The organism is Bacillus sp. JJ1127 (genome assembly GCF_036965845.1).
Lineage (GTDB): Bacteria > Bacillota > Bacilli > Bacillales > Bacillaceae_G > Bacillus_A.
Genome location: NZ_JBALQK010000100.1, coordinates 1 through 17967 on the forward strand (window position 1 = coordinate 1; position 17967 = coordinate 17967).

18 protein-coding genes and 1 pseudogene are annotated in these 17967 nt (G+C 35.4%); 2 read left to right on the forward strand and 17 right to left on the reverse strand.

Annotated features, from left to right (window positions below; genetic code table 11):
* The 9 genes and pseudogenes from spoIVA to V7183_RS11150 all read right to left on the reverse strand — a co-directional run.
* Positions 1–1474 (reverse strand): stage IV sporulation protein A (gene spoIVA, locus V7183_RS11110; RefSeq protein ID WP_335359546.1); only part of this gene is annotated, 1474 nt, incomplete at its 3' end.
* A 248-nt stretch (positions 1475–1722) separates the two neighbouring features.
* A complete protein-coding gene (locus V7183_RS11115) occupies positions 1723–2433 on the reverse strand; it encodes a hypothetical protein (protein ID WP_335359547.1) in 711 nt (236 codons plus the stop codon).
* 134 nt (positions 2434–2567) lie between these two features.
* Positions 2568–2771, reverse strand: coding sequence for a DUF2768 domain-containing protein (locus V7183_RS11120; RefSeq protein WP_335359548.1), 204 nt, complete (start codon positions 2769–2771; stop codon positions 2568–2570).
* 277 nt (positions 2772–3048) lie between these two features.
* The gene (locus V7183_RS11125; protein WP_141523196.1) at positions 3049–3300 is read right to left on the reverse strand and encodes a stage VI sporulation protein F; all 252 of its coding nucleotides are present in this window, start codon (positions 3298–3300) and stop codon (positions 3049–3051) included.
* Positions 3301–3418: 118 nt separating this feature from the next.
* Positions 3419–4441 (reverse strand): NAD(P)H-dependent glycerol-3-phosphate dehydrogenase, encoded by a 1023-nt coding sequence (locus tag V7183_RS11130; protein ID WP_335359549.1) that lies wholly within the window; start codon positions 4439–4441, stop codon positions 3419–3421.
* Positions 4442–4459: 18 nt separating this feature from the next.
* Positions 4460–5770 (reverse strand): ribosome biogenesis GTPase Der, encoded by a 1311-nt coding sequence (gene der / locus V7183_RS11135; protein ID WP_097897244.1) that lies wholly within the window; start codon positions 5768–5770, stop codon positions 4460–4462.
* 124 nt (positions 5771–5894) lie between these two features.
* Entirely contained in the window at positions 5895–6080 is a 186-nt protein-coding gene (locus V7183_RS11140) for a capping complex subunit for YIEGIA (RefSeq protein ID WP_097897245.1), read from the reverse strand.
* Positions 6077–6970, reverse strand: a complete 894-nt coding sequence (locus V7183_RS11145) for a YIEGIA family protein (RefSeq protein WP_097897246.1) — start codon at positions 6968–6970, stop codon at positions 6077–6079. Before V7183_RS11145 ends, V7183_RS11140 begins: the two co-directional genes overlap by 4 nt.
* Positions 6963–7573, reverse strand: a pseudogene (locus V7183_RS11150) (YphA family membrane protein). Before V7183_RS11150 ends, V7183_RS11145 begins: the two are co-directional and overlap by 8 nt.
* 118 nt (positions 7574–7691) lie before the next feature.
* Here V7183_RS11150 and V7183_RS11155 point away from each other — a divergent pair.
* Positions 7692–7826 (forward strand): YpzI family protein, encoded by a 135-nt coding sequence (locus V7183_RS11155; RefSeq protein WP_335359550.1) that lies wholly within the window; start codon positions 7692–7694, stop codon positions 7824–7826.
* Positions 7827–7863: 37 nt separating this feature from the next.
* On the opposite strand, the gene V7183_RS11160 is transcribed toward V7183_RS11155, so the two are convergent.
* The 8 genes from V7183_RS11160 to V7183_RS11195 form a co-directional block, all read right to left on the reverse strand.
* Positions 7864–10428: a LuxR C-terminal-related transcriptional regulator gene (locus tag V7183_RS11160; RefSeq protein ID WP_335359551.1), complete on the reverse strand. Its 2565-nt coding sequence runs from the start codon at positions 10426–10428 to the stop codon at positions 7864–7866.
* Positions 10429–10467: 39 nt separating this feature from the next.
* Positions 10468–11454: an ABC transporter permease gene (locus tag V7183_RS11165; protein ID WP_335359552.1), complete on the reverse strand. Its 987-nt coding sequence runs from the start codon at positions 11452–11454 to the stop codon at positions 10468–10470.
* Entirely contained in the window at positions 11451–12194 is a 744-nt protein-coding gene (locus V7183_RS11170) for an ABC transporter permease (RefSeq protein ID WP_097897250.1), read from the reverse strand. Before V7183_RS11170 ends, V7183_RS11165 begins: the two co-directional genes overlap by 4 nt.
* Before the next feature lie 11 nt (positions 12195–12205).
* Positions 12206–13144, reverse strand: a complete 939-nt coding sequence (locus V7183_RS11175) for an ABC transporter ATP-binding protein (RefSeq protein ID WP_335359553.1) — start codon at positions 13142–13144, stop codon at positions 12206–12208.
* A gap of 136 nt (positions 13145–13280) precedes the next feature.
* Complete coding sequence (gene fni / locus V7183_RS11180) at positions 13281–14330, reverse strand: type 2 isopentenyl-diphosphate Delta-isomerase (RefSeq protein ID WP_335359554.1); 1050 nt, start codon at positions 14328–14330, stop codon at positions 13281–13283.
* Between the two features lie 12 nt (positions 14331–14342).
* Positions 14343–15491 carry a 30S ribosomal protein S1 gene (rpsA, locus tag V7183_RS11185; RefSeq protein ID WP_097897253.1) on the reverse strand — a complete coding sequence of 383 codons (1149 nt, stop codon included), beginning with the start codon at positions 15489–15491 and terminating at the stop codon, positions 14343–14345.
* A 347-nt stretch (positions 15492–15838) separates the two neighbouring features.
* On the reverse strand, positions 15839–16516 hold the full coding sequence (gene cmk / locus V7183_RS11190; protein WP_335359555.1) for a (d)CMP kinase: 678 nt from the start codon (positions 16514–16516) through the stop codon (positions 15839–15841).
* Positions 16517–16646: 130 nt separating this feature from the next.
* Positions 16647–16820, reverse strand: coding sequence for a DUF5359 family protein (locus tag V7183_RS11195; RefSeq protein WP_097897255.1), 174 nt, complete (start codon positions 16818–16820; stop codon positions 16647–16649).
* A 171-nt stretch (positions 16821–16991) separates the two neighbouring features.
* Between V7183_RS11195 and V7183_RS11200 the strand changes: the two genes are divergently transcribed.
* On the forward strand, positions 16992–17966 hold the full coding sequence (locus V7183_RS11200; protein ID WP_335359556.1) for an asparaginase: 975 nt from the start codon (positions 16992–16994) through the stop codon (positions 17964–17966).
* Position 17967: the final 1 nt, after the last annotated feature.

Genomic DNA, 17967 nt, shown 5'->3' on the forward strand with positions numbered 1-17967 from the left:
ATATAATTGCAATTAATCCACCAGATCCTTCGTTAATAATTCTTTCTAATGTTTCTTTTAATTTATAGCGTGCATTTTCTGGCATTAGAGACAATTTCGCTTGAATTCCTTCTCGGACAATTGAACTAAGCGAACGTCCAAAGATATCAGAATTCCATATTGATAGCGGATCATCTTCAAAATCTTGCATTAAGTAACGAACAAGTTCTTCACTTTGTTTTTCGGTACCTATAATCGGTTCAAATGTGGATTCAACATCTACTTTAATCATATGAATAGATGGCGCAACAGCTTTTAATTTCACACCAAATCGTGACCCGTGGCGAATAATTTCTGGTTCATCTAGACTCATATCAGCTAGAGCTGGGGCAGCTACACCATATCCGGTTTGTTTCACCATTCGTAAAGCATCTGAAACTTGATCATATTCTGTTTTCGCATGAGAGAAATCAAGCATAAGCTTTAACAAATGATCTTTCCCTCTAATTTCTACACCTACAACTTCTTTTAAAATTTGATCGTACAACTCATCCGGCGCATATAAATCAATCTCGGCTACCCCTTGCCCCATATCAATCCCAGCCAAACTTGCCCGATCAATAAACTCATACTGGCTAAATTGCCAAACGACACGATCTACATCACGAAGCCGTTTTATATCTTTAACTGTCTCTTGAACAGCTTCTTGATAACTCTGACGTAACCAATGCCCCTCATTCAACACCATTACCCAGCTCGGAAGATTTACATTCACCTCTAAAACAGGGAATTCAAACAAAGCTTCTCGAAGTACATTGTATACATCTGTTTCTCTTAAACTCTCTACACTCATCGCGATTACCGGGATATCATACTCTTCTGATAAACTTTGACGTAACTGCTCCGTATCTGGATGGTACGGCTGTACAGTATTAATGATCATGATAAATGGCTTTCCTACTTCTTTTAACTCATTCACTACGCGCTCTTCTGCTTCTATATAATCCCGTCTTGGAATTTCACCAATCGTTCCATCAGTTGTAATGACAACCCCAATAGTAGAATGCTCTTGAATCACTTTACGTGTTCCGATTTCAGCAGCCTCATGGAATGGAATAGGTTCTTCATACCAAGGCGTGTTAATCATGCGCGGACCATTCTCATCCTCATAACCTTTCGCTCCAGGAACTGTATAACCCACACAATCTACTAATCGAATATTTACCTCAAGACCGTCATCAACATGGATGGAAACCGCTTGGTTTGGAACAAATTTTGGCTCCGTTGTCATAATCGTACGTCCAGCAGCACTTTGGGGTAATTCATCCTGCGCACGCTGCCGATCTGATTCATTTTCAATATTCGGAATAACAACAAGCTCCATAAATTTTTTTATAAACGTTGATTTCCCTGTTCGAACAGCCCCTACAACTCCGAAATAGATATCACCGCCTGTGCGCTCAGCAATGTCTTTAAAAATGTCTACCTTTTCCAAGTGATTCCCTCCCTCAAAATTTTTGGGAATAATTCAAGTTCTATTAACAAATCATACCCTCTCTGATGTTTCCTATAATATCTGATATAACATAAAGATATTCTGGAAGTTCGGACAATATATCATATGATTTTGTCCCAATTTCATATGACTATTTAAAAAGAACTTTTTGTTTGCATCACAAGTTGTATTACATGAAAAAACCTTTCTTCTAGAACTTATTCGCTAGAAGAAAGGTTCATGACTTATCATTTAAAAAAAATTGGCTCCCCGTTTCTTACTGTATAGGGTAAAGAATATGCAGGTACAAATGGTGAGTCCTTTAGAAGCATATTTCGAATATCCTCACCTTCTTTAAGATTCCCTTCATTTTTTTGTAGCATTTCATATAAATCCATTCGATAATCAACAAAAATCTCCCCTTTTTCATTCATTACGAGGGGCAATCCTTTTCCAGAATAAGGGCTAGTTACTTGCGGTATATCTTTATATCCCATCTTTTTAAAATCAAGTTCATACACACCATCCGCAATAACCTTTTTAAAAGGCGGATATTGATGTTCATCCCGATACATTCGCAATTTTAGCGTAACATCTTGAATTTGTTCTGCTATTCTTACATCAATTAACTTTACCGTTGGATTTGTTTCGACATCTACTAATACATATTGGTATACACCACCACTTTCATATGCATTCCCTGGCGCTTCCTGCATATAATGCGGTGCTAATTTTTGAAAATCGATAGGATATTTTTGATAAATTGGTGTACTCATGTCACGTGTCTTTATAGGTAACAAACCATTATTTTGCTCTTTATATGTATGAACAGCCTTTTGAACAGCTTGTAACTGATCTTCATAGGGGACAGCATTTTGTTTCATATTTTCTCTTGGATACATACACCCTGCTAAAATGCTTGTACAACAAAATATTAAAATAATATAGACTTTTTTCAACGACAATCCCCCTTTATCATCTTGCTAGTGTATACCTCGTTACCGCTATGAAAGCAATTAGACCACTATGTTTAGTGAAATTTTATAATTTTTTAGCTGTCACGATTCGTCGCAAAATAAAAAACACCTTTCCTTTATTGCTCCACTGGTCCACTAAACACAACAAGGAAAATAACAATCCCAGATATGATCACAAGTGTATACGCAACACCCGCTGTAATCCCTTTCAAAAATTTATTCTTCATTCTATGTCTACTTATCAAAATAAAGATTACCGCCATGAACATAAATCCCATTGCCCCTAAAGAAAACCACATTTTTATAAGCCCCTCCGACATATGCACACCCCTTTATCCTCACTCCGTTTTTATACTATTTTAACAAATTAAAAAATTTAAACAAATACAATTCATGATTTTATTATGAATTCTTTTCTCACCCAAACTTTTACTACAAATATTTTTCAAATCCATTAATCCATGATGCCACCAAGTGTGAAAACAAAAATAAAACCGAAGCGAATGCTTCGGTTGACCAAATATGCCCAAAAACAGCTCTATTTCCATTTCTTCATAGCTATCATATGCAATCTATAAACTCTGTGTTTCTCATACTTTATTTTTTAAACATCTTACCCAACGAGCTAAAGTCTGTCGGCATATTATTATTAATAATTGCTTTTACAATTTGATCTTCTTGCTCTTTCGGTACCTCTCGCCCTGCCATTATAGCAACTTGATGAATCAATTGACGGAGCACTTTCTCATCACGTAAATTCGCATTTTGTACAGATGATGCTAATTTAAAAATATCATCTTTATTCACTTTCGCTTCTTTCTCAATATTATTGAAAATGTTCTGATCCATTTCCTTCACCCTCTCTTCAAGTTACTTTTTATCGTATGCAAAAAGAAATAAAATGGTGAAAAGACCCAGAAAAACAAAAAAGCCATATAAGTGCGAAAGGCACCTATATAGCTTTTATTTACAATAAATCAGGGATAGCCTCAACTTCATGCTTTCGAACACGCCCCATCAATGAACCTACTGCATCTTTTACATTATTTCCATTGAACAGCACATCGTATAAGACTGATGTAATTGGCATTTCAACTTCCATTTTCTCTGCCAATTCATAAGCTGCCTTCGTTGTTCTTACACCTTCAACGACCATTCCCATACTGTCTAGTACTTCTTCTAAAGAATGTCCTTTTCCAAGCATATTTCCAGCACGCCAATTTCGACTATGAACGCTTGTACAAGTTACAATCAAGTCACCCATTCCTGTTAAACCAGCAAACGTTAGTGGGTTTCCGCCCATCTTTCTTCCTAAACGAGCAATTTCTGTTAAACCACGCGTCATTAGTGCTGCCTTCGCGTTATCTCCTAATCCAAGTCCATCTGTGATTCCAGCGGCTAATGCAATAATATTTTTTAATGCCCCACCAAGCTCTACCCCAATGATATCTGGATTCGTATATACTCGGAAATAACTGTTCATAAACAAATCTTGCACTTCTTCAGCTGCTTCCATACGTTTAGCAGCGGCAGTAACAGTTGTAGCTTGACGAAGCCCTACCTCTTCCGCGTGGCTTGGTCCTGATAGGACAACAACATCTCGAATAAGATGCGCTGGAATTTCTTCTTCAATCACTTCCGAAATACGTTTTGAAGTTCCTGGTTCAATTCCTTTACTCGCATGAATCCAAGTCATTGGTCCTGAAACAAATTCTTTCATATTTTGCAATACTTCCCGGTACGCTTTCGTCGGTACAACTAAAAGTACTGTATCTACATCTACTAATGCTTCTTCTAAAGAAGAGTAGGCTACGATTGTGCTTGGCAATGTAATCCCTGGAAGGTACCGACTGTTCTCATGTTTCATATTCATTTCATCCATGAGTTCAGAACGATTTCCCCAAATACGTACATCATGACCATTGTCAGCTAATACCATCGCTAACGCTGTTCCCCAGCTACCTGCTCCTACTACTGTGATTTTTTTCATAAAATCACATCCTCTCCATTAGTCTCTTGCTCTAGAAATAATTCGAATTGGCGTTCCTACGAAGCCAAACGACTCACGCAAACGATTCTTTAAGAAGCGCTCATATGAAAAGTGCATTAATTCTGGATCATTTACAAATACAACAAATGTCGGTGGTTTCACCGCAACTTGCGTTGCGTAGAAGATTTTCAAACGTTGTCCATTATGTGTTGGTGTTGGATTCATCGCCACCGCATCCATAATTACGTCATTTAATACATTCGTTTGTATGCGAATGCTATGGCTTTCATTCACTTCATTAATAACCGGTAATAATGTCTGTGTACGTTTTTTCGTTTTCGCAGATAAAAATACAATCGGTGCATAATCTAAAAATTGGAAGTGCGCACGAATATTTTCTTCAAATGCCTTCATTGTCTTTTCATCTTTTTTTACTGCATCCCACTTATTCACAACGATAATAACAGCTCGTCCTGAATCATGTGCATAGCCAGCGATTTTTTTATCTTGCTCAATAATTCCTTCTTCACCATCTAAAACAACTAAGACAACGTCAGAGCGTTCAATCGCTCTTAGTGCACGAAGTACACTATACTTTTCGGTACTCTCGTATACTTTCCCTTTTTTACGCATCCCAGCTGTATCAATAATAACGTAATCTTGGCCATCTTTCGTGTATGGTGTATCGACGGCATCACGTGTCGTTCCTGCTACATTACTTACGATTACACGTTCTTGACCAAGCAAAGCATTTACAAGTGATGATTTACCTACGTTCGGACGTCCAATTAATGAAAAGCGGATCGTTTCGTCATCGTATGCCTCTTCTTCAACCTTTGGAAAATGCTGCGCAGCTTCATCTAATAAATCCCCTAATCCCAAGCCATGTGTACCTGAGATTGGAAATGGCTCACCAAATCCTAATGCATAGAAGTCATAAATTTCATTACGCATCTCTGGATTATCTACTTTATTCACTGCAAGTACAACCGGTTTTTTAGAACGGTATAAAATTTTTGCAACTTCTTCGTCTGCTGCAGTTACACCGTCACGGCCGTTTGTCATAAAAATGATAACATCCGCTTCATCAATCGCCACTTCTGCCTGTTGACGAATTTGTGTCAAAAACGGCTCGTCTCCAATATCAATTCCACCTGTATCAATAATGTTAAATTCATGATTTAACCATTCTCCTGCACTATAAATGCGATCTCGCGTTACACCTGGGATATCTTCTACAATGGAAACTCTCTCTCCAACAATTCTATTGAAAATAGTAGATTTCCCTACGTTCGGGCGGCCTACTATTGCCACTACTGGTTTCGGCATATACTTTCATCCTTTCAATCTGCTTCTGTTTATTATGTAAAAAACCCTTCTTTGTGCAAGAAGGGATTTGCATTCCAGAATATTTCTTATCATATCAAAACATCTCATATTATATCACACGTTACTAATGTTTCACAATAATATATACATTCTCTTGCAAACGATGGGCAATGCCATCTAAAATTGCTTCTAAATTATTTGCGACAAACTCCATCTCTTCTTTTGACTCACAAACAAATAGCGGTGCCCCACCAGCAAACTTTTCTGGCATCGTTGTAATAACAGCAAGAATATAACTCTCTAATATCATCTTGTATCGCCCCTTCCTTTCGGAGCTTCTGATGACATGTGAACCGCACTTTCTAATGTTGGTACATTTCCTATTACAGCAATCGCTTTTTCTACATCTCGATCTTGCGGAAGTACAAATACACCTACTCTTCCATCCTCTAAATCACGCTTAGCTAGTGGCGCTAACGCGGGTGTTCCAGAATCTCTAAATATCCCTAATGCTACTGAAACATCATGTAAAATCGCTTGTCGTTGCCCAAGGTTGGCAATCGTTACCATTGCATCTATAGACTTAGGCTTTAAAATAAAGCCCATTCCATACTTCATAATTTCTTCTTGCCGTGCTGGCAATCCAATATTCATAATATAAATGTTATCAATGTAGAGTCCAGCCCCTTCAAAGTGAAGAGGACTATACTCAATATCTACAAGATCACTCAATCTTTTACCAGACATCAATATTTTGGCAATAAAGAGCCCTATTATACCAGCAACTACGCCAGCAATCCATGAATGAAAGCCTATATATGCGAATGTTGTCGCAAATGATGTTAACATCGCTAAATAGTTGCGACTTTCAAACACTATGGCTATTCCTTCAATATATGTGTTTCCACGCGGTACAAGTTCATACCCATCTAATTGTTGCAATGTATTCCTTTCCATATTTCGCACATCACGAAATTGAGTTGCTGCTAATGTCAAGAAAGTAATTGCTGAAAAATCTTTCTTCAAAATCGATGGAATTGCAATCGCCCCTAAAGCTGCTGCAATTAATCCCATAGCAATATGAATAATTTTCCCATGTAAACGTGTAGGATATTGTCTTGTATCTGTACGCAGCATAAAAATTCTTGTTACTGTTCCTGCAATCACGCCACACAAAATGGCTGGTGTATATTCAGTCATGTATTACCCTTGCCTTTCTTTTACATGTTTTTTCCTAAGCTGCCCTGTATAAGCCGATACTTTTGCGATCCAAATCAAAATTGCAACAATCAGCGTAGAAACAGCAACGATATCAAAAAATGCCAAACTACCAAATTCATACGGGAAATGTAGCTTGCGGAAAATAAACGTTACTAATATTTCCCCTTGTAACGCTCCCGCATATAAAGAGCATAGACGCAACAAACGGTCCTCGTGTAACAATATTGATGCATATACAAGAGCGCCACTTAACATAAAGGTTCGATTCATAACAATCCAGATTGGATCATACACTTCTAATAAACGAAAACTTGTATATAACATAGCGATGATAAGTGCTGAAAGTAAGACGTATAATTTTTTCCAAATAGAATATAGCGTAATCCCTAAAAAAGAAATGATGCCAAGTAAAAGAGCATTTACTGATATCGTGAAAGAAGCGATAGATACTGTTATTTGCGAGCAAATAATAAATATTAATATAACGGCACTTACCTTCCAACGAACAGATTCTTTTTTCATAAAAAATGTTGCAACAATCCAGCCCACCCATGCTAAAAAATAAAAATAATTTCCCTCCATATTTTTCCCTCCTATCATTTCCATTATGGGAACTTTTTATAAAAACTAATCCTTTTCTTCTTTCTGTATAGTTTTTCTTATAACAGCAACACTTTGTAATAAGGAGGTGGATACAAAAATGGGAAAAGATCGTCAAGAAAAGAAACTAAAGGAATCGCGCCGCGTTGAATCTGATCGCAATCAATCACTGCAATACCCTGGTGCAACAGGGCTTGATACACCCGAGCAAGCAAGAAAACAAAATCGACATTAAAAAAGAACTGAAAAAGCAGCTCATATCAGCTGTTTTTTCAGTTCTTCTCCTGTGTTATTAATCCAATCTCTAACGCTTTGTTAACTGCTTCTACACGATTAGAAACTTGAAGCTTCGTATATATATTAATAATATGTGTTTTTACTGTTGAAATAGAAATATAAAGTTTTACACCAATTTCCTTATTCGTCACCCCAGTAGCTAAGACAGCTAACACTTCTAATTCTCGCTGACTTAACATTGGGTCTATTTCTTCTTTTTGCTTTTCTCCTAATAATTGAAATAAAAAATCTTGTTCTGCCTTATTTAAATCTTGTAACCTTTCTTTTTTCAAGCATACGAATAATGGTTTCAATTGTTTTTCCATTAATTTATATGGTGACAGGATACTATTTTCATAACTATAATAGATAGCTTCTCTCAATAAATTTAGCTGTTCTCGTTTCCCTTTTTTATTTTTTTCTAATATACAAACCTTCAATAACAATGATTCAATGAGTACAATCCGCATTTTGTTTTTTCTTGTAAATTCTGCAACCTCATCAATTACATGTAGTGACTCCTGTATATTCCCTTTCCAGGATAAAATTTTTGCATATAATAGCTTATCTTCCATTCTCAAACGTTTTTTTATCTTCTTTTGATGGTACATGGAAACAAACAGATTGATTTGCTCTCTATATTCTCCCTCAAGCTCTATTGCATATTTTAATAAAGATGCTAAATATTGTTGATATACAGGAAATGCTTGTAACTGACGAATTATCTCTACTGCACTCGGATAATTCCCTTTCAAAATTTGAAGTTCCATAACATTATATAAATACCCTTTTTCTAAAGCGGACTCTCCTTGCGAAACCTTTTCTAAAGACTGCTCCGCCAAATCTAATTGCAATCGTTTTAAATAAATACCTGTTACTCCAATATAACAGCTTTCTAACATTGTCCTCAAAATTGGATGCTTCTCAATGAACGAAAATATTTCACCATATAACTTTTCACATTCATTTAATTCTCCTAAATCTTCTTTTATTTGACTTAATGAACTTAAAATAACAATCTTTACATATGGATTTTTAATTTTCTGTTCAAGCATTTGGGCCTTGTGGAGCATATATATAGCTTCTTTAACTCGTTCCTGAAACCTTAGAAGAAACGATAATTCCGCATAAATAATTGCTTTCGTCACATCACTCATATTCATCTCATCCATTTCAGTGATAAACGCTACATCTACATATAAATTTTCTTCCACAATTAAGGCTTTACAAAAGTCAAATACCCTCCAATATTCTGATTCACTGTTTTGTTCATAAATAACTGTTAATATGTCTACGCAGCGTTCTAATTCCAAATTGCAGTAATAATAAAATATAAGCTGAAAAGCCAATTCCTTACGTCTCACAACAAAGGATAGTGGAATATGGTGTAGATATCCCCAGCCATTTCGATTCTGTCCATATCTTTCAATTTTATCTAAAGCTGCTTCATAATCTTTCGCCTCTAACAATACCTTTACACACTCATCAAAATCTCCTAGCTGTTCATATATATAAGCTGCACGTAAATACAGTTCCTCCTTCTCTTCTTTTTCTAACTTCTCAAAACAATGTTGTAAAAATTGTTGAAAAATGGCGTGGTAACGGTAGATTCCTCTCTCTTCATCAATCACTGTCATAAATAAATTCTTTTGAAATAATCGTTTTAATATTTCCTTTTCATTTGGTTTTCCTAAAAATTGATTACAGATTCCTTCCGTAAAATAGCTTAAAATCGAAGTTTTGATCAGAAAATCTTTTTCCTCCTCTTTTAAATCATTTAATATCTCATTTGATAAATATGTGATTACATATTTATTAAGAGCCTTTATATTTTCGATATCATTACGCCGATCTAATTTCGCAAGCGCAAGAAGCTGAAGCCCACCAATCCACCCTTCAGCTAATCCGTTCATTTTTTGAACAAGTTCCCGTTTGATATTTAATCCCAATGTTTCTTGAATAAATTGAACCCCTTCATGAAAGGATAATTTTAAATCTTTGTCACCAATTTCTAAAATCGTTCCTGCCATCAATAATTCTCCGGTATATATATTCGGTTCATCCCTTGTTAATATAATCATTCGAATATTAGGAGAAGAATGTTTTAAAAAATATCTTATAGACTCATTTACCTCACGATCCGCAATATAGTGAAAATCGTCAAAAACAATTGTAATATTTTCTTCTTTACTTAATAGATTAATAAGCTCTATGACAATATACTTCATGTCTTCCTTGTGCATAATTGTTTGGAATAAAGTAAAAATCTCCTCTTCCTCTTTCAAAAAAACGCGTAAACTCTCCAACACATAATACCAAAAAGAAAACAATGTATTATTTTCTTCATCTAATGAAATCCAAGCTACTGGTAACCTTGGATATTCCTTAAAAAACGATGCCAAGACAGTGGTTTTCCCACTGCCAGCTGCACCTTTTATTACAATTAACTTATAATTATCTAAATCTTGTAGCTTCCGAAATATGCTCTCCCTTTTTACGTAATTCTGTCGCGGAACTGGAGGCATAAGTTTAGTCGAAAGAATTTGAAACTCTATATTCATCCTATCACCTTGTCATTCATTCTCAATTCCCAGTTTATCCTAATTTTTACCCGTTTTCACCATTTTATTATGCATCCATACACTCATTGCGAAAAATAGCATCATAATTATTACAACATATATAAAATGACCTATATTATCAATTATACGATGACCATTTTCAATTGATTCAATAAATAGAAGATACTGTTTTTGAGGAAGCATTCTTACAAACCAATCAATTATTGTCCCATTGTCTTTTACAGGAAAAAACAACCCCGACAAAATAGATGTAAGAACAATTATTGAAGAAGATAACATAACGACGTTATCTTCTTTCTTTATTATCGTGCTCATAAATAAAGAAAAAGAAATTCCCAGTAAAACAAGAATTGCTAACATATAACTATATTCTAAATAACTAAATCCTATTTTCACATTAAAAATACTCTTTTCAATCATCAAAATGAGAAATATCGGGATATATAGCATACAGAATACGAACAAAATATGCCCCAATAGATAATTGTTTATCCGTATTTTTGAAGATACAATTCGAATCAATATTTTCTTTTCTCGATCCTCTTTATAAAAGTGCATAAACATAACACTACCTAATAAAACAAACATACAAACATACCCTAATATATTTGTACCAATTTTGCGTGTCTCTTTCGTATGAACAGATTGATTTCTCTTTTTCCCAATAGCATTTTCTATTTCTTCCTTAAACGCTTTCCCTTTTATTGTTTTTATATCCAGCTGACCATTTTCCTTCATAGCAATGGCTGCATCGTATTTTTTCATCACAAACTCTGACATACTGGGTGCTTCCTTCACCTTAGTAACCTGAAATCCTTCTGCTTGAATTTCAACATGCTTCCCATTCGTTACATAGGCAATATTGCCCTTCATCTCAAATTTTGATGTAAAAAAAATTGCAAGCGCGATTGAAACACTCGTCAGCATAATCGTTAAAAATACATAGCCCTTTTTACTTAAAACTCGATTTAAATTATGCTTAAAAATAATCCCAATTTCATTCATACATAATCCTCCTCTTTAAAAAAGACGGAACAGAAAAATAGCCCTAAACTAGACAACACAATGAATATACTCCCTGTTACACCAAATAAACTCAAATCGTGATCATACACAATTTTCATCATACATTCTACAACCCACTTCACAGGAGAAATATACGATACAACACGGATCATGTCTCCGTATCCATCAAGCGAAAAGAAAATACCGCCCAAAATTGCAAAAATATTATTTATAATTGTTAATATCGCATTTGTCACTTCTTCACTTTTTAAAATGCAACAACATAGTATTCCTACAACAGAAGAAAGCATATTAAACAATAGCGCTATTATAACTACATAAATAGCATAACGGCCCCCAAACGATACCTTTAGCCATATATGTGTCACCAGCATTACAAATAGTAAGCAAATAGAAGTAAATGTAAATGTCGCTAATACCTTCGTTATATATACATAAGAAGTACGAATCGGACTATACATGACTCTTAAATTACTGCTCTTTAAACTTGATTCCATGAAACTATTTGATGCTGTCATAGAAACATTTAATACACTATAAATTAATATCGTAATCCCATAATAATCATAAGAGGTAATCGCCCCCTCTCCATAGATATCACTACTTAAATAACCAAGAATCACGATAAACAATAAAGGGAAAATTGTATTCGTTAATACGAGAGGGGGATTTGTTATAATGTTCATCATATCTCTTTTATAAAGGGTTAAAAATCCCATATGAACCACCTTCAATCTCTTAATTTTCTCCCCGTAAGTTGTAAAAATACAGTTTCCAAACTAGCTACTTCACTTGTCATATTTTTTATTTTTACACCCTTATTCATAAGAAGAGCAATCACCTTATCTAAATTTTCTACACCCTTTATCACAGTAATTTGCAATAATTCTCCTGTTACTTTTACATCTCTTACTCCTTCTACTATAAATAACTCTTCTCCGATTCCTTTTGTAATCCCATCACATTCAATGGAATAACATATATCATTCATAATATGTTCTTTCAATTCTTCTTTTGACCCTTCCGCAATGACTTCCCCACGATCAATCACGATAATTCTAGTTGAAATTTCCTCTACTTCCTCCATGTAATGTGTCGTATATAAAATCGTAGCCCCCTTCTCTCTTAAATGCTGGATAGATTGCAAAATATGATTACGGGACTGCGGGTCAATCCCTACAGTTGGCTCATCCATAATAATGACTCTTGGCTTATGGGCAATTGCACACGCTATATTCAATCTCCTTTTCATGCCACCAGAAAAAGTTTTTGGTTTTTCCTTTCTCTTATCTAAAAGAGAAACAAATTGTAAAGCTTCTGTTACAGATTCTTGCAGTTCATCTCCCTTCAAGCCATAGAGAGAGGCGAAAAATGCAACATTCTTTTCAGCTGATACCTCTTCATATATGGCTAAATCTTGCGGAACAATTCCTAAAAAACTTTTTATATATCGTTCATTTCCTTTATAATTCTTCCCATCAAATAAAATCTCTCCCTTATCTTGTTTCAATATTGTTGATAATAAGTGAATAAGCGTACTTTTCCCGGCCCCATTCGGCCCAAGAAAGCATAAAATTTCACCTTCCCATACAGAAAACGAAATATTAGATAGCGCTGCAAAGTCCCCATAGCACTTCGTTACTTTATCCACTTCAATAATTTTGTTCATACCATCTTCTCCTTTCCTCTTCATTGTACGAAACAGATACATAAAAAAAATCAACCGAACGGTTGATTCTTTCGGTTGATTTTTTATTCTTATCTTATTTTGATTTATGAATAACCTACAAAAAACTTAAAAAGCATTACCTCTTACTATAGTGTGTAGTATCAATCCCACGTTGCGATAACCAATGATACGTATCGCCTTTCACAATGAGTGGCACTTTCTGAAGTTCAGATATTGTGCTAGCTCCAAGAGCCGTCATAATAAACTGTAAATCCATATGTAAAAGTTCTATTTCATCCATTAATTTCTGGGTACCTTCATTCATCAATATACGTAAAAAACATCCGGCAAAAGCAGTCGCCTGTGCCCCTAGCGCAATTGCTTTTGCTACATCAAGCGCAGTTTGTATGCCGCCAGATGCAATGAGAGAGAGGTTATTATTTGTAGAGGATGCTTCTATTATTGAGGGAGCCGTCTGAATACCCCAATCATTAAAATAAGAAAGCATTCGCTTCCTTCTTTCATTTTCCACAGCAGCAAAATTTGTCCCTCCCTGACCACCAATATCTACAGCTGTCACGCCTACATCGGCTAACTGCCGCACTGTTTCTTTACTCATTCCAAAACCTACTTCTTTCACTATAACAGGTACTGTAGAACTGCGAACAATTTTTTCAATCCGTTCTAATACTCCTGTAAAATCTCGATCACCTTCTGGCATCGTTAATTCTTGAATAACATTCAAATGGATTTGCAAAGCATTGGCTTCAATCATGTCAACCGCACGATTTGCTTGCTCAACTGTCGCTTCACTACCTAAGTTTGCAAAAACAAGTCCGTTTGGATTTACTTTTCTAACAATTCGATAAGAGGATGCTTCTCTTTCATCTTTTAACGCTGCCATTTGAGAACCGACAGCCATCGCAAGTTTATGATGTTTCGCTACATACGCTAACTGTTCATTAATATGTAATGTTTGATCTCCACCACCGCCAGTCATCGCATTGATAAAAATCGGCGAACTTAGTGAAAGTTCGCCGATTTTTGTTTCACATGTAATACTTTCATAACTTGAATTTGGCAAGCTTTGATGGACAAATTCAATATCATGAAAGCCGTGTGTACGAGACTGCCCGGTGGAAAGAGCGTATTCAATATGTTCTAATTTACGTTTTGCCCTTACCACTTGTACCCCTCTTTATTTCTTTAATTTTTTCAATTGTTCACCGATAATATCACTAAATTGGAAAGTTGCAGACTCAGAAGCTGGCTCATATTGGCTATAATCTTCTGTTACATTATTTTCTTCAAGAGCTTCTTTTATGCTTAAAGAAATACGTTTTTCTGCTGCATGTACTTCAAGTACTTTCACTTTCACTTCTTGTCCCATTTCTAATACTTCATTTGGATTTTTCACGTGACGATTTGCGATTTGTGACACATGCACAAGTCCTTCTACACCTGGTAAAATTTCCACGAAAGCACCGAACGTAACAATACGTCTTACTGTTCCCTCTCGAACATCTCCCACTTTTATTTCAGCAGCAACATTTTCCCAAGGACCTGGCTGAGCTGCTTTAATTGATAAAGAAATACGATGTGTATCTGCATCAACGGATAATACTTTTACTTTTACCTTTTGTCCTTGTTCTAATAAGTCAGAAGGCTGTTCAACACGATCATGGGAAATTTGTGAAATATGAACTAAACCATCTACACCGCCAACGTTAACAAAAGCACCAAAGTCCGTTAATCTTTGCACGGTTCCTTCCACAATATCTCCTTCTTTTAAAGAAGAGATAGCCTCTTTTTTCTTAGAATCTAATTCTTGTTCTACTACCGCTTTATGTGAAAGAATAACACGGTTCTTTTCGCGATCTAGTTCAACAATCTTCACCGCTAATGTTTTCCCTTTGTATTCAGTAAAATCCTCTACATAATGTACTTCTACAAGTGAAGCTGGAATAAATCCGCGGACACCAAGATCCACAACTAAACCACCATTCACGATATCTTTTACAGTAACATCAAATACATCACCAGAATTGAATTTCTCTTGTAATTCTGTCCACGCTTTCTCTGCATCAACAGCTCGCTTAGATAAAACAAGATCGTCATCTTCTAATTTAATAACTTTCAACTCAAGAGTTTGGTCTAATTCTACAACATCGCTCGCTTTTTCAATATGAACGTTAGCTAATTCACTAATAGGAATAACGCCATCTGTTTTGTATCCAACATTTACAAGAACTTGTTTTTCTTCAACTTTTGTTACAGAACCCGTAACAACGTCACCCACTTGTAATGCTTTTGAATCCATCACTTCTTCATTCATTTTCTCTACCATTGAAATACCTCCCTACAGAATTGACAAAGCCTTTTTTATGTATATACGAAATGAAAACAAATGCTTTCATTTGCATGTTATAAGAAATGTTCCACACATACCCAATTCCAATACACTTTATAGGAAAATACATAAAACCTATATAATTAGTATACAGCAAATTTGCCTTGAATAAAGTATGTTTTGAAATATAATAGCGAATATATTCTGACAGTTCTATCCCTCTTTAACTAACTTCTTACAAATTGGCTTATTTGTCAAGGGAAGCGTCTTATGATTCACTACTATCTTGATATTTTTAGAAGAAATAAACAAAAAAATAAAGAAAGAGGAATATTCCTCTTTCTTTATTTCGCAAACGCTTCAGAAACAATGTTCATGATTTTTTGGACAACCTCTTCAATTGATAAGGAGGTTGTATCTAATTCTAATGCATCATCTGCTTTTTTAAGTGGAGAAACTTCGCGCTCTGAATCCAATTTATCACGCTGGGCAATTTCTTTTTTTAATTGCTCTAAACTGGAGGCGAAACCCTTCTTCATATTTTCTAGATGTCTTCTTTCCGCTCTTTCTTCAACAGAAGCAAGCATAAAAATCTTCACTTCAGCATTAGGTAATACATGTGTACCAATATCACGACCGTCCATTACGACGCCACCCTTTGCAGCTAATTCTTGTTGACGGCGTACCATTTCTTCACGAACAAGACGATGCTTTGCAACAATAGATACACGATTTGTTACGTCTGGTGTACGAATCACTTCAGATACATCTTGTCCATTTAAAAAGACAAGTTGTGTATTTTCTCCTTGTTGAAATTCGATATGTACATTTTTTAAAACATCCATTAATTTTTCTTCATTTTCAATATCCACATTTTGTTCAAGCGCAGCGTATGTAAGAGTACGATACATTGCACCTGTATCAATATAGACATATGAAAGTTCTTTTGCAACAACCTTCGCAACCGTACTTTTCCCAGCTGCCGCTGGACCATCTATCGCAATTGAAATTCGTTTATCCATTGTAACACCTCATTTTTTCACTTATAAAACAAAATGAAAAGCAGGTACATCCCCCTGCTTCTCTCCGTTTGTTTCACGCCATTAAGTCCTCAATTATTGTAGCATAATCCTCCCTAGAAGAAAATGAAAACTACTTATTCACCTGTAAAATATCCGTTGTATCTTTCGTCATAACCCCTTCATAATAAACAATTTTTGACAAATACTTAATCGGAAATTCCTGCATGAAGAGCAATTGAATAACGCAAAGGCAAATAAACTGAATCACTAATATACGAATTAAAACTCTCTCCATCTTTTTCAAAAAAGGCGCCCCCTTTTCATTCTCATCTTCTTATAGTAACTACCCATAAAAAAATGTAAGATCTAACGTTATTGTCATTTTCCATGCAAGCTTTTATACATTTTCATTGTCGAATTTGCTAAAAGCATGGTATGTTCTAAATGTATTTTTTAACTGAAAGGGGTACAAACATTGAAAAAAATCCTAGTTTTACACACAGGTGGAACAATTGCAATGGAGGAAGATAAAGAAACTGGGGTTGTACAACCAGGAAAACAAAATCCTCTTTTGAAATTTATTCCTAATTTAGAAGATGATATTGATTTAATTGTTGAGGATGTCTTTCATCTTCCATCTCCTCATATGACTCCGAGTGAGATGTTACAATTACAAGTCATCATTGATGAAAGAGTGAAACATGAAAGCATTCATGGTGTAGTCATTACACATGGTACGGATACATTAGAAGAAACGGCCTATTTTCTTGATTTAACAGTGCAAGCGAATATTCCAATCGTTGTAACAGGCGCGATGCGTTCTAGCAACGAATTAGGTGCTGATGGTCTATATAACTTTTTATCTGCTGTAAAAGTTGCAAGCAGCAATGAAGCGGCTGGAAAAGGTGTTCTAGTCGTATTAAACGATGAAATCCACTGTGCTACAAATGTAACCAAAACACATACAAGTAATGTCGCGACATTCCAAAGTCCTCAGTATGGACCCATCGGTATGGTAACAAAACGCGGCGTAGTCTTCCATCATGCTTTAGTTCATCACGAAACATATGCAATCCGACAAATTTCAAAAAACGTTGTTGTATTAAAAGCATACGCCGGTATGGACGATACATTGTTAGCTGCAATTGAAAGCTTGCCAGTAGATGGAATCGTGATTGAAGCCCTTGGACAAGGTAACTTACCTCCAAGAACGCTTCCGAGCTTACAACGATTAATAAACAAAGGCATTCCAATTATTCTCGTTTCCCGCTGCTTTAACGGAATTGTCCAAGATGTATATTCCTACGAGGGCGGAGGAAAACAATTAAAAGATATGGGCGTCGTTTTCACATACGGATTAAATGCACAAAAAGCTCGTATTAAATTACTAGTCGCTCTAGAAAATGCTCATTCTCAAGAAAAAATCCAAAAAATGTTTATGCACGATTAAG

Coding starts and splice junctions, on each gene's coding strand:
- V7183_RS11120 (WP_335359548.1), bottom strand. CDS start 2,771: ATGTCGGAGGGGCTTATAAAAATGTGGTTTTCTTTAGGGGCAATGGGA.
- V7183_RS11125 (WP_141523196.1), bottom strand. CDS start 3,300: ATGGATCAGAACATTTTCAATAATATTGAGAAAGAAGCGAAAGTGAAT.
- V7183_RS11130 (WP_335359549.1), bottom strand. CDS start 4,441: ATGAAAAAAATCACAGTAGTAGGAGCAGGTAGCTGGGGAACAGCGTTA.
- der (WP_097897244.1), bottom strand. CDS start 5,770: ATGCCGAAACCAGTAGTGGCAATAGTAGGCCGCCCGAACGTAGGGAAA.
- V7183_RS11140 (WP_097897245.1), bottom strand. CDS start 6,080: ATGATATTAGAGAGTTATATTCTTGCTGTTATTACAACGATGCCAGAA.
- V7183_RS11145 (WP_097897246.1), bottom strand. CDS start 6,970: ATGACTGAATATACACCAGCCATTTTGTGTGGCGTGATTGCAGGAACA.
- V7183_RS11155 (WP_335359550.1), top strand. CDS start 7,692: ATGGGAAAAGATCGTCAAGAAAAGAAACTAAAGGAATCGCGCCGCGTT.
- V7183_RS11160 (WP_335359551.1), bottom strand. CDS start 10,428: ATGAATATAGAGTTTCAAATTCTTTCGACTAAACTTATGCCTCCAGTT.
- V7183_RS11165 (WP_335359552.1), bottom strand. CDS start 11,454: ATGAATGAAATTGGGATTATTTTTAAGCATAATTTAAATCGAGTTTTA.
- V7183_RS11170 (WP_097897250.1), bottom strand. CDS start 12,194: ATGGGATTTTTAACCCTTTATAAAAGAGATATGATGAACATTATAACA.
- V7183_RS11175 (WP_335359553.1), bottom strand. CDS start 13,144: ATGAACAAAATTATTGAAGTGGATAAAGTAACGAAGTGCTATGGGGAC.
- rpsA (WP_097897253.1), bottom strand. CDS start 15,491: ATGGTAGAGAAAATGAATGAAGAAGTGATGGATTCAAAAGCATTACAA.
- cmk (WP_335359555.1), bottom strand. CDS start 16,516: ATGGATAAACGAATTTCAATTGCGATAGATGGTCCAGCGGCAGCTGGG.